The sequence below is a fragment of the Streptococcus sp. SR4 genome (assembly GCF_000517725.1).
GTDB classification, from domain to species: Bacteria; Bacillota; Bacilli; order Lactobacillales; family Streptococcaceae; genus Streptococcus; species Streptococcus salivarius_F.
On record NZ_AZYW01000010.1, the window covers coordinates 83515 to 95518 of the forward strand.

11 protein-coding genes are annotated in these 12004 nt (G+C 41.0%); 2 read left to right on the forward strand and 9 right to left on the reverse strand.

Going from position 1 to position 12004, the window contains the following annotated elements; all coding sequences use genetic code 11:
* Nucleotides 1–8: 8 nt before the first annotated feature.
* The 7 genes from HMPREF1519_RS01865 to cdaA form a co-directional block, all read right to left on the reverse strand.
* Nucleotides 9–836, reverse strand: coding sequence for a ZIP family metal transporter (locus HMPREF1519_RS01865; protein WP_022495794.1), 828 nt, complete (start codon nucleotides 834–836; stop codon nucleotides 9–11).
* A gap of 12 nt (nucleotides 837–848) precedes the next feature.
* A complete protein-coding gene (locus tag HMPREF1519_RS01870) occupies nucleotides 849–1637 on the reverse strand; it encodes a Nif3-like dinuclear metal center hexameric protein (protein ID WP_022495795.1) in 789 nt (262 codons plus the stop codon).
* Nucleotides 1627–2313 (reverse strand): tRNA (adenine(22)-N(1))-methyltransferase, encoded by a 687-nt coding sequence (locus HMPREF1519_RS01875; RefSeq protein WP_022495796.1) that lies wholly within the window; start codon nucleotides 2311–2313, stop codon nucleotides 1627–1629. The genes HMPREF1519_RS01870 and HMPREF1519_RS01875 overlap by 11 nt, the downstream gene beginning before the upstream one ends.
* Nucleotides 2314–2411: 98 nt before the next feature.
* Nucleotides 2412–2852, reverse strand: a complete 441-nt coding sequence (locus HMPREF1519_RS01880) for a GtrA family protein (protein WP_013990768.1) — start codon at nucleotides 2850–2852, stop codon at nucleotides 2412–2414.
* 2 nt (nucleotides 2853–2854) lie between these two features.
* Nucleotides 2855–4207, reverse strand: coding sequence for a phosphoglucosamine mutase (gene glmM / locus HMPREF1519_RS01885; protein WP_037610996.1), 1353 nt, complete (start codon nucleotides 4205–4207; stop codon nucleotides 2855–2857).
* Between the two features lie 220 nt (nucleotides 4208–4427).
* Nucleotides 4428–5393 (reverse strand): CdaR family protein, encoded by a 966-nt coding sequence (locus HMPREF1519_RS01890; RefSeq protein WP_037610998.1) that lies wholly within the window; start codon nucleotides 5391–5393, stop codon nucleotides 4428–4430.
* Nucleotides 5390–6241 carry a diadenylate cyclase CdaA gene (gene cdaA, locus HMPREF1519_RS01895; protein WP_037600527.1) on the reverse strand — a complete coding sequence of 284 codons (852 nt, stop codon included), beginning with the start codon at nucleotides 6239–6241 and terminating at the stop codon, nucleotides 5390–5392. The genes HMPREF1519_RS01890 and cdaA overlap by 4 nt, the downstream gene beginning before the upstream one ends.
* 101 nt (nucleotides 6242–6342) lie before the next feature.
* Between cdaA and murT the strand changes: the two genes are divergently transcribed.
* Together murT and gatD are read left to right on the forward strand one after the other, a co-directional pair.
* The gene (gene murT, locus HMPREF1519_RS01900) at nucleotides 6343–7686 is read left to right on the forward strand and encodes a lipid II isoglutaminyl synthase subunit MurT (protein ID WP_014634270.1); all 1344 of its coding nucleotides are present in this window, start codon (nucleotides 6343–6345) and stop codon (nucleotides 7684–7686) included.
* Entirely contained in the window at nucleotides 7686–8474 is a 789-nt protein-coding gene (gene gatD / locus HMPREF1519_RS01905) for a lipid II isoglutaminyl synthase subunit GatD (protein ID WP_022495801.1), read from the forward strand. The genes murT and gatD overlap by 1 nt, the downstream gene beginning before the upstream one ends.
* Nucleotides 8475–8528: 54 nt before the next feature.
* On the opposite strand, the gene mprF is transcribed toward gatD, so the two are convergent.
* Both mprF and HMPREF1519_RS01915 read right to left on the reverse strand, forming a co-directional pair.
* Nucleotides 8529–11084: a bifunctional lysylphosphatidylglycerol flippase/synthetase MprF gene (gene mprF, locus HMPREF1519_RS01910; protein WP_037611000.1), complete on the reverse strand. Its 2556-nt coding sequence runs from the start codon at nucleotides 11082–11084 to the stop codon at nucleotides 8529–8531.
* Nucleotides 11081–11800: an alpha/beta fold hydrolase gene (locus HMPREF1519_RS01915; protein WP_022495803.1), complete on the reverse strand. Its 720-nt coding sequence runs from the start codon at nucleotides 11798–11800 to the stop codon at nucleotides 11081–11083. Before HMPREF1519_RS01915 ends, mprF begins: the two co-directional genes overlap by 4 nt.
* Nucleotides 11801–12004: the final 204 nt, after the last annotated feature.

Consider the following 12004-nt stretch of genomic DNA (forward strand, 5'->3'; position numbering starts at 1 on the left):
TAGTATTTTTAACCTAAGGCCACGTCCATGACCATCATAACAACAAAGCCAACCATGAGCCCTAAGGTGGCGACGTCAGTATTTCCATTGGTTTGTGATTCAGGAATCAATTCCTCCGTTACCACAAAGATCATGGCACCAGCCGCAAAAGCCAAAGCATAAGGAATAATCGCCATCATCAACATAACAAGAGCAGCTCCCATAACAGCCCCTATAGGCTCCACGATGGCTGACATAGAGCCCCAATAAAAGGCCTTGATACGAGATTTTCCATCTGCCCGAATAGGAATAGAGAGGGCTGCACCTTCAGGGACATTCTGCAAACCAATACCTATAGCTAGGCCAATAGCTCCCATAAGACCTGCAAGTGTCATATTCCCACCAGCTAGGGCACCAAAGGTAACACCAACCGCTAATCCCTCTGGAAAATTATGAATGGTGATAGCCAAAAAGAGTAGGGCTGTTTTGGACAACTTTTTCTTACGAGGTTGAATCCCTTCTGCTTTTGAGATGTCATTTCCTAAATGCAAATGAGGAACGACGGCATCAATCAAACGAAGGGCAACACCACCAAGCAAGAAACCAGCTGCCGCAGGGAACCAGGACCATTTCCCATAGCCATTTTGAGTCGCATAAGTTAAAGAGGGATCCAAAAGTGACCAAAAAGAGGCCGCAATCATGACTCCAGCCGCAAAGCCCATCATGATATCTAATAATTTACGACTAATATTCTTGAAGAAGAAAACAATAGCCGAGCCGACAATGGTGCAACCCCAAGTAAAAAGACCAGCAAGCAAGGCCAAAAAGACCACATTTTGATGTAAAAGCCAAGTCACAGACACATCCTCCTACAAATGGTCAAAAGGATTGGTTGAGGACTGACTTTCAAGTATGATCACATTCCAATCATGCTCACGTTTCCAAGCCTCGAGTTTCTCAGCAATCTTTGAAATAAAGAGGGCTTCAATATGGTGCCCAGGGTCAATAGCCAAGAGACCATTAGTAATCATTTCTTGCCCTGTATGGTAGTAAACATCACCAGTGATAAAGACTTGTGCGCCCTTTTTCAAAGCATCCTTGTAAAATCCTTGACCACTACCCCCACAAATAGCCACACGGCTAACAAGAGGATTATCATGGTCATAACGAACCAAGCGAACACTGTCCAAACCAAAAACTGCTTTTACTTTAAGAGCAAGTTCTTCAATGGTCTGTGGCACGATATCACCCACTCGACCGATTCCATGATTTTCAGAAGTCTGCGTTAAATATGTGGTGTCTTTAATGTCAAGTAAGTCACAGAACCAATCATTAAGGCCATCATTAACAACATCAATATTAGTATGACTCACATAGACTGCAATATCATGCTTAACCAGGTCGAGCAAAATATCTCGGTCAGGCGAAGACACCAAATCCTTAACTGGACGGAAAATTGGAGCATGTTTAGCAATGATGAGGTCCACACCTTTTTCAATAGCTTCAACTACTGTATTTTCACGAACATCCAAGGTAACCATGACCTTCTGAATTTCCTTGTCCAGACTACCAATCTGCAAACCAACCACATCACCTTCCATGGAAAGCTCCTGTGGACAAAATTCTTCATAAGTCTTGATAAGTTCACTAGCTAACATGGTTCAAAACCTCCTTAATGGTTTGAATTTTATCTTCAATAGCTGCACGGTCAGTCTGATTGGCAAGAGGAATGGAGCCTAAAGCAATCTCTAGTTTATTGATTTCTCTCTGCCATTTGAGCTGGAAAACCTGAGATAGGTCTTTCATGAGATGAGGACCAAAACGCACTTCCTTGTCTGAAAGGCTCATATGTCCAGCTTCTGCCACCATGATTTCGTAGTATTTGCCATTTTCAGTCATGATGGATTCGGCAATAATCTCAAAACCATTTTCCATCAACCAAATACGGAGATCATCTTCACGATTATTTGGTTGTAAAATCAGACGGTCTACGCCTGTTAGTTTGTCCTTTCCAGCATCTAGGATATCCGCAATAAGACGTCCTCCCATACCACAAATCGTGATAGTTGTTACCTCATCAGCAGGTTCGAAGGCAGCCAAGCCATTAGCCAAGCGCACATCGATTTTATCTTGGAAACCAGAGGCTGAGACATTAGCAAGAGCAGATTCATAAGGGCCTTTTACCACTTCACCAGCAATAGCTGAAGTAATCAAACCTTTTTCAAGTAAATAAATCGGAAGATAGGCATGATCACTGCCTACATCCAAGAGTTTTGCGCCTTTCGGAACGTAGGTTGCTACGTCCTTGAGGCGTTGAGATAATTGTACGTACATGTTTCATCTTTCTATTTTTTTAAGTCTCTTCAATTATATCAAAAAAGGAGGTTGGTAAGAAATGGTTTTAACACATTTCCTAACAACTTCCTTTTTGTTTATACTTTCTCGCCTGTAAAGACGAAGAATTTAGAAATAATGTAGTTCAATACAATGATAAGGACCTGAGAGAATAAACTCTCGATACCATTTACCCAAGCATGACTATGACCAACAAATTGACCAATAATTTCTGGATAGGTATCAACCAAGAAATAGGCCAGAGCCAAATCTAAGACCAAGGTCAAGAGGCGGGCTCCCACGAACTTAACAAAGCGCGTGACCATACCTGTCTTTTCCTGATTGAAGACAAACATGTCATTTGTAAAAAAGGCAAAGATAATGGCAATCGCATTTGCTAAGACTGCTGAAAGTGTTCCTTGTTGGGTAAACTGAAAAATCAAAGTACGACTGACCATATAGACCAAAGTTGCCAAAACCCCAAAGAAAAGGTACTTGAAAACTTCGGTAGCCATGAAGGCTCTCAGTTTAGCTATCATACTTAGTCCAATCCAATTTCTGCACGAACAACATCAGCAATCGTATCAACGTAATAGTTCACTTCATCATCTGTTGGTGCTTCTGCCATAACACGAAGGAGAGGTTCTGTACCACTTGGACGAACCAAGATACGGCCATTTCCAGCCATCTCAGCTTCCATTTTTTCAATGATAGCCGCAATTGCAGGAACTTCCATAGCCTTATCTTTCATACTATTTTCCACACGGATATTAACCAATTTTTGTGGATAGATAGTCACTTCTGAAGCCAATTCAGACAAGCTCTTACCTGTTTCAACCATGACTTTAGTCAATTGGATTGCTGTCAATTGACCATCACCAGTTGTGTTGTAATCCATGATAATAACGTGTCCAGACTGTTCACCACCGAGGTTGTAGTCGTTTTTACGCATTTCTTCGACAACATAACGGTCACCAACAGCAGTCACTGCCTTGTTAATGCCTTCACGGTCAAGTGCCTTGTGGAAACCAAGGTTTGACATAACTGTTGTCACAATGGTATTTTTAGCCAACTCGCCTTTTTGTGACAAATGTTTACCGATGATGTACATCACCTTGTCACCATCAACAATATCACCATTTTCATCAACAGCGATGAGACGGTCACTATCACCATCAAAGGCAAGACCGATAGCTGAGCCAGTTTCTTTAACCAAGGCTTGCAACTGCTCTGGGTGTGTCGAACCAACACCAGCATTGATGTTAAGGCCATCAGGTTGGTCACCAATTACAGCGATTTCTGCGTTTAAATCAAGGAAAATGTTACGTGCAGATACCGCAGCCGCACCATTAGCCGCATCCAAGGCAACCTTCATGCCACCAAGGTCAACACCTGTAGCTACCAAGAATTTTTCGTATTTACGAAGACCTTCTGGATAATCCACAAGTGTTCCAAGTCCTTCAGCTGAAGGGCGTGGAAGTGTATCTTCTGAAGCATCGAGAAGGGCTTCAATTTCCGCTTCACGCGCATCATCCAATTTAAAGCCATCACCACCAAAGAACTTGATACCATTATCAAGAGCTGGATTATGGCTGGCTGAAATCATAACACCGGCACTTGCATTTTCTGTGCGAACCAAATATGAGACGCCAGGTGTTGCAAGTACTCCAAGTTTGTAGACTTCAATACCCACTGAGAGCAAACCTGCTACTAAGGCAGATTCCAACATCTCACCAGAGATACGTGTATCACGTGCCACAAAAACTTTAGGACGGCCAGTCTCGTGTTGGCTAAGCACATAACCACCAAAACGACCTAATTTAAAGGCCAATTCAGGCGTAAGTTCAACGTTTGCTTCTCCACGAACACCGTCTGTTCCAAAATATTTACCCATAATTTTAATATTAGTGCTTAAGCACTAAATCCTCCTTAAACTGTGATGCTGTTTAGCAAGAGTCAATCTAGTGAAATCTATCTAGATAATCTAACTTTATAAAATTTCGCCAATATTTTCAACCCTTGATTTTAAACATTTTTAATTGGTTACATTTTTATGAGATTAGTCCCTCTCAATCCCATCCATTATACATGAATTTAGGAAAAATGTAACTCCCCTATTTTTGCGTAACTTTTAAGTTAACCTTAACAGTGCCAGGCTGAACCGTAACACCTTCTGCCTTAAGGTCTATTGTTTTTGATGTGTCCTTAGTCACTTGGCTAATGTCCACAGGAACTGTGATGCTATCAATCTTATCTATAGCTTCTTGGCTACCAACAATAGTCACATGCCCACGATTAAAGCTGTAGCTGATACTAGACACATTGCTAGCCTTATCTCCAGTCAGTTCGACCTTGACAGGAACAGATTTGCTTAATTTTCGCAAACTAATCTTGGCATGCACCTTAGCTGGTGAGATTGAACTTGCTAGGACTGTTCCATTTGTCGAAACTGCTTGAAGGACCAAGTTCCCATCATAATCTTCAGACAGGTTGGAATCACCTTCCAATACTGCTTGAACATGATCAATCTGGTTAATGATATCTTCACTCGACGTCACCTCTACCTTGGTTGCATCCAGGCTAACTTTTTTTACTTCATAGCCATTTGCTAACTTATCTGATGTGATGTTAGCTACGACGTCAAAGGTCTTGCTGGCTTTTTTACCAATAGTCGCCGTCAAGGTTGATGGCGATACTTGCGCAGACATTCCAGCTGGAAGATCCTTAACCTGAATAGGTACTCGACTGGTTCCTTGACCCAGATTCGACAAATCAGCAACTAATTTAAAGTGACGCGTATCACTACTTGTCTCAGTCGTTAAAGCCAGCTGTGTTGTCGCTGTCAAATAGACTTCGGCATCATAGGAATAACCACTGATAAAGTACTTATCACTATCATATTTAATATCCACAGGAACCGATTCAACGGTTTGTGTAAAGGTATTAGATGCACTTGAGCTATTGTTTTTATTTTGCGTATTTCCCGACCATGCCGTGAAAAAGAGTACCACAGCAAAGAAGAGAGCAACTAGCATCTGCCATAAACGATCGTCTTTAAAGAAATTTACGAAACGCTTCATTTTTTGCTACCTCCCATCCAACGTTGGAAGAATGACTGACGTGGTTCTTGTTCTTTCAACAAGATAAGACTCAACTCTTGTTCAAATTCTTGAACAGAGAGATCATGGATGAAATTTCCCTTGTACGCAATTGAAATCGCACCAGTTTCCTCAGACACAACAAAGGTCAGTGCATCTGTCTGTTCTGAAAGACCAATGGCAGCCCTATGTCTAGTCCCAAACTCTTTGGAAATCTTATTAGATTCCGTCAATGGCAGATAAGAACAAGCCGTCGCAACCTTGTTATCTCTGATGATAACTGCCCCATCATGAAGCGGTGTATTTGGGATGAATATATTAATTAAAAGTTCCCCAGTCACCACCGCATCAAGTGGAATTCCAGTCGCAATCTGCTCTTGTAAGGTCTGAGTCTGTTCAATAGAAACCAGCGCCCCAATCTTACGAGGACTCATGTACTTAACAGCTTTAACGTAGGCTTGAACCAACTTCTCGTCTGAGCTAACCTCTTTATTTTGCAAAAAATGCTGAGGTGTCCGTCCAAAGGTTTCAAGTGCAGAACGAAGCTCTGGCGCAAAGATTACAACCGCCGCAATGGCCCCATAGTTGATAACCTGATTCATCAAATAAGAAATCGTCGTGAAGCCTATAAAATCAGAAATCAGTTTGACTAAAATAAATAAGACAACCCCTTGAACAAGGGTCATAATTTTTGTCCCTCGTAGGGCCCTAATAAAGCGATAAATTAAAAAAGCAACAATCAATATGTCCAAACTATTGACGATAACTTTCAGCGGACTATCAAAGAGTGACCGCCAAAAATCAATATCAATGGACGAAAGTATTCCCATACATATCACACTTTCTTTTAATTTTTAAACAGTTTCTATTATACCACGAATTCTAACTATTTTGAGACTACAATCACTACTTTTTGTGATAAAATAAATTCATGACTATGAAAACTACCATGGGAATTCTGGCGGGTAAAGCTAGCCATTTCGTCCTTTCAAAATTGGGACGTGGCTCAACCCTGCCTGGAAAAATCGCCCTTAAATTTGACAAAGATATTTTAGACACTTTAGCCAAGGATTACGAGATTGTCGTTGTCACTGGAACCAATGGTAAGACTCTGACAACAGCTTTAACAGTAGGAATTCTTAAAGAAGCTTTTGGTGAGATTGTGACCAACCCTAGTGGAGCCAACATGATCACAGGAATCACTTCTACTTTCCTAACAGCTAAAAAAGCCAAGTCTGGTAAGAAAATCGCTGTCTTGGAAATTGACGAGGCTAGCCTTCCAAAAATCACTGAATACATCACTCCAAGTCTTTTTGTCTTCACAAATATTTTCCGTGACCAAATGGACCGCTATGGTGAAATCTATACCACTTATCAGATGATTTTAGATGGTGCTGCTAAGGCACCTGAGGCCACTATTTTGGCCAATGGGGACAGTCCTCTCTTTAATTCTAAAGAAGTGGTCAATCCTGTACGCTTCTATGGTTTTGACACTGAAAAACACGCTCCAGAGCTGGCACATTATAATACCGAAGGAATTGTCTGCCCTAAATGTGAGAGCATTCTTCAGTATCGCCTCAATACTTATGCTAATTTGGGTGACTATGTATGCCTCAACTGTGACTTTCACCGTCCAGAATTAGACTATAAGCTAACAGAGTTGACTAAAATCACTAACACTACTTCTGAATTTGTCATTGATGGACAAGATTACAAGATTAATGTCGGTGGTCTTTATAACATCTACAATGCCCTTGCTGCAGTCTCTGTCGCTGAATTCTTCGGAGTGGCTCCAGAGCAAATCAAAGCTGGTTTTGATAAGAGTCGTGCTGTCTTTGGTCGCCAAGAAACCTTTAAGATTGGTGACAAATCATGTACTCTCGTACTAATTAAGAATCCAGTAGGAGCCAGCCAAGCTCTCGATATGATTAAACTTGCAGATTATCCGTTTAGCTTGTCAGTCCTTCTTAACGCCAATTATGCTGATGGTATTGATACTAGCTGGATTTGGGATGCCAACTTTGAAAGCATTATCGAGATGGATATCCCTGAGATTAACGCTGGTGGTGTTCGCCATTCTGAAATCGCCCGCCGTCTTCGTGTAACCGGCTATCCAGAAGAAAAGATTACGCAAGCAGAAAAACTTGAAGATATTATGGCCTTGATTGAAAAACAAGATTGCGATCATGCCTATATCTTAGCGACCTACACTGCCATGCTTGAATTCCGTGATATTCTTGCTCAACGTCATGCTGTCGGAAAGGAGATGAACTAATGACTTATACTTCACTCAAATCTCCAGAAAATCGTGACTACACCTATGACCTAAATGTTGCCCACCTTTATGGTAATCTACTCAATACCTACGGTGACAACGGAAATGTTCTTATGATCAAATACGTGGGTGAAAAACTTGGTGCTAAGATGACCTTCGACATCGTTTCAGTTGGTGATGACTTCGACAAGGACCACTACGACATGGTCTTCTTTGGAGGTGGTCAAGACTACGAACAATCCATCGTTGCTAAAGACCTCCCAACTAAGCGTGAAGCTATTGGTCAATTCATCCAAGATAACAAAGTAATTCTTGCCATCTGTGGTGGTTTCCAACTTCTTGGTCAATATTACATCCAAGCTAATGGTGTCCGCATTGATGGTATCGGTGTTATGGGCCACTACACCCTTAATCAAGAAAATAATCGTTATATTGGTGACATCAAGATCCATAACGAAGAGTTCGATGAAACTTACTATGGCTTTGAGAATCACCAAGGGCGTACCTTCCTCTCTGATGATGAAAAACCACTTGGAAAAGTGGTCTACGGTAATGGTAATAACAAGGAAGACGGTTCTGAGGGTGTCCACTATAAAAATGTTTATGGTAGCTACTTCCATGGACCAATTCTTTCTCGTAACGCCAACCTGGCCTACCGTTTGGTCACTACTGCCCTTCGTAACAAATATGGCCAAGACATTAAATTGCCAAGTTACAATGACATTCTTTCAAGCGAAGTCGCTGAAGAATACGCAGATACTAAATCAAAAGTAGAATTTGAAAAATAATTCTATGACATAGCAAAATAGCGAAACCCTAAGGGTTTCGCTATTTTTTCATATCTATTTCCAAAGTCGTCTTTTCTTCAATCTGTCTTCAATTTTTCGATTATCAATCCTTAGAATGGCAATCATATCAAACAAGAGCCAAGTACGTTTAGGATAAACAATGTATTTGGGAGACCAAATTGGAGAGAACTTCTCCTTATAACGTTGGAGCCCACTAAAAGAGTAAAAACGCTGCGCAAAGACATAGACCAAATTGGCAACCTTCTCTTCCAAAAAACTATCTTCTTCAGTACCCACATTCGCGAGTGGAGCCATTCCCATATCGAAGTACTGCTTTCCTTCTGCTTGGAAATACTGGAAGAGTTTGACAAAGAGGTAATCCATGATACCTTCAGGTGCCTTTTCAAAATCATAACGCATAAGGTCAATCGTCGCCACCCGTTTGTTTTTGGTTGGCATGATATTAGCAAAGGCTACAATTTCTCCTTCCTCACTCTCCACAATAGCAATCGGTGCTTGCTGCAGATAGGCTTCATCAAAGAAACCAAGAGAGAACCCCTTCTCCTTACGGCCGTTAAGCCAAATATCTGAGACAGCCTTCATTTCTTGCATCTGAGTCTCTGAAAATGGAGGTTGAAGTAACTTAAACTGAAAACCTGCTTTTTCGACACGATTGGTTGGTTTACGGAACTTCTTACCATGCTTACCATCGACAGAGAATGTCGTCAAATCAACCATGGCGTTTTCCCCAAATTTCATAAAATCAAAGCCATAATCATGAAGCATCAGGGTAATACTCTCGTCTGCCTCATAAAACAAGGCTTGTAAATTCCAATCCGATAAAGTCTTCAAGAAAGATTCCCAAGCTGGACGGTAATAGTTTTCATTACCAATTGGATTTCCCATAACCACACACTTATTGCTGGTTTGTGCAAATTGGAAAACTACCTGGTCTTGTCCATCAACACGATACCAAAAGAGGCGTTTATCATGTAAATAAGCCAAGGCACTTTCTGATGCACCTCCGTATTTCTCAAGGAGAGCTGTAAAGCGCTCATCATCCATGCTTTGACCAAAAGGCCTGCGGGGTGCCAAAATTCTCAAGACTCCCCAAACAATGGTTGCAATGATAACTGATGCCAGTAAAATATCAAACCAAATATGAACAAAATGTCCAAGAACATCCCGGTTCTTAGGTGGCAATAAATGAGACCAAAAACCGCTGCCACCCAGAACAAGAAGAACCAGAATAGTAAAGGCTAGGAAAAGGAAATCCTTTGTTTTGTCTTCCCAACTATAAACAAAGTAACGATGATACAACCTCTTTCTGATGACCAACATAAGCACCAAAGAGAGTACAATTAGGAAAGACATAGCCCAAGAAATACCATTGAGATTGACATAAATTAAGGCCAAGACAAAGGTTATCAAGGAGGCAACAAAAGCACCCTTAACCCGACGTCTAATGAGACGAGCCATGAAAATGAATAGGGTACCAAATAGGATACTTGGGAATTGCCAAATCAACTGCTCCTGAATAGGATCAAAACGGCTAATAAAGTAGACATTAGCCAAGCGTTCAGGGATTAGGGCAGACAAAATCAAGAAAATCCCTAAAAAACGTAGCAAATAGACGAGAAAACGGTGGAGACTTCCACCAAATACTCGTGAAGAAAGTTTGAAGTATTTCTCGTTGATACGTCCTCCCATGTGTTTGAAAAAGAAGACAACACCAAGCATGAAGGGAATAACGTAGTAGGTTAAACGAAAGAGCAAGAGCAGACTAACCGCAAGAGCATTGCTAACCCCCATAGAGGTCAGACCGGTAATCACAATCAAATCGAAACTACCAATACCACCCGGAATCATAGAGAAGATACCAATAATAACCGCTAGGAAATAAAGTGGAACCAGATTATAAAGTGGAACATGTAAGCCCATTAAATAAGCCACACTGACAAAGCTCCCTAGGGCCGTTCCCCATTCAGCTGTCGAAGCTAAAAGAAGACTTAGCCTCGTTTTCAACGGTACTTGACCAAAATAAGTTAACTTTTCACGACTAGAAACAAAGAAAATAAAAGGCAGATAAAGGAAAATACCCAATAAGAGTAACCAATATTTTCTTAAGTCTGGACTTAGAGGGAAGAACCAAAAGACAGCGAATACCAAACCACTTAAAAGGGATAGACCCGACATAAAATAAGGCAATAAACGAGAAAGTGCCTTAACACCTGTCTTTTCCTGCCCATCCTCAGAATAAAAGGAATATCGCAGACCCACATCGACCAAACCAGCAAAACCAGCCAAGTTATTAATGGTATTGACAGCCCAACTTGTTTCTAAGATATAGGATTTGGAATAATCCGTTTCTAGCTCCTTATTCAGTATGATGTCATAAAAGAGCATGGGGGAGACAGCGACTAGTCCGATGACAGCCATCAAAACAAGATGCCAAATAGACAAACCGGACAGAGCTGACTCCAGTGACTCTAAAGTGATGGTCCGTTTTAGACGAACCAATTCTATGACGACAAGAACCGTAATCGAGATAAAGAAGATGGATTTAACGGCCGCTTTTAAAGGTTGAAGTCTCTCTAAAAGACGCTTCATGCCACCACCTCTTTTCGACTAATTCTCACAAGTTCACGAATCATTTGATTAAAGACCTTATATTTACGTTGAGCTAGACGATGTCCTTCTCGACGTTGGACATAGAGCTTATGAATAGGAAAGAGTTCTGAAATCTCTCTAGAATGCCTAATACTGATAACATCCCTTTGCCCCATAACTACCCAAACAGGATAGGCAGCCTGATGTAGACGTTCCCTATCTAGTGGCAAGTCATGAAGCATCAGACCCGTTACCTGAGCCATGATATCCATTTTAGATGAAAATGGTGACAAGGCTTTTAAGCAAAGATATTGTATATAGACCGCGAATCTTGAGCGTCTCGTCAACCCATTAAAGGTCATATTTCCCGCATTAAGCAAGAGCCCTGCAATCCGGTCAGGATAACGACTAGCATAAACCATAGCCAAATTAGCACCGTCACTATGACCGACAAATAAGGCCTTCTTAATATTCAAATATTGCAAAATTTCCTCCAAATCGGCAGCCATCTGTTCAAAGGTCATCTTGACACTCTGACGACTGGACCTGCCGTGATTACGACTATCAATGAAAATTAAACGATAGTCTCGATACAGAATTCCTTGCTTACCAAAGTAATTCCCTGACAAATTATTGCCATGCAAAAAAACAATTGGAAAGCCTTTACCGAGATCACGATAATAGATGATTTGACCATCTTTCACTTTGAATTCCATAATATTACCTACCTTTTCACTAACGCATTCTTATACGATAATTAGTCTTATAAGGCATTGAGGCTGATGAATTGGACTTATCTCATTCCAAAACCATCTAACCCTCTTCACTCCATTATAACACTTCCACTAGGAAAGAGTCAGAATATTTGTGCATTTTCTGCAAAAAGAAAAAGCCTTTTCAGGCTTCTCTTCTTATTGTGG